This window comes from Marinimicrobium sp. UBA4509, from assembly GCF_002388575.1.
In the GTDB taxonomy this organism is placed as follows: domain Bacteria; phylum Pseudomonadota; class Gammaproteobacteria; order Pseudomonadales; family Cellvibrionaceae; genus Marinimicrobium; species Marinimicrobium koreense.
The window spans coordinates 1-674 of record NZ_DGMV01000043.1 but is presented as its reverse complement, the minus strand read 5'-3'; the positions used below and the strand labels follow the sequence as shown (position 1 = coordinate 674).

The 674-nt window shown below is 57.4% G+C and carries 1 protein-coding gene; it reads right to left on the bottom strand.

What is annotated here, in order from left to right; all coding sequences use genetic code 11:
• Window positions 1-491, bottom strand: a 491-nt coding sequence (locus B3520_RS06465) for an ATP-binding protein (RefSeq protein WP_286875700.1), incomplete at its 3' end; no start/stop codon positions are given.
• Window positions 492-674 lie beyond the last annotated feature (183 nt).

Genomic DNA, 674 nt, shown 5'->3' with positions numbered 1-674 from the left:
TCGGCCTCACCGGCACTTTCCCAGCGCACCGCTTCGCTGGCCGGAAAGCCGGCCTTGCGGGTGGTCACCACAACCTTGTCGGCGACGATAAAGGCGGAGTAAAAACCCACCCCGAATTGACCAATCAGTTTGGAGTCTTTCTTCTGGTCACCGGTCAGGTTTTTAAGAAACTGGGCGGTACCGGACTTGGCGATGGTGCCCAGATGCTCGATGACCTCGTCCCGGGACATGCCGATGCCGTTGTCGCTGATGGTGAGCGTCCTGGCTTCTTTGTCGACGCTGACACGCACTTTGAGGTCACTGTCGCCTTCGTAGAGGCTGTCATTTTCCAGGGCTTCGAAGCGCAGTTTGTCCGCCGCATCGGAGGCGTTGGAGATGAGCTCGCGCAGGAAGATCTCGCGGTTGGAGTAGAGCGAGTGGATCATCAGGTGCAGCAGTTGTTTGGCTTCGGTCTGGAATCCAAGCGTTTCTTTATGGGCGTCCACGGTCATGGGTGCGTAGCTCCTGTCATACAATTGGCATTGAACACGACTCCCAACCATCACTGGTCGGGGTTTGAATTCTGTGGGTGGGTAATGGGGGCTTTCGGGGGAATATCAAGGGTTGGGGCTTGTACCTTGAGGCGGATTGTTACTCCGGCCAGAGGGCTGCGGGAGGGTAGGTAGTTGCGAGAC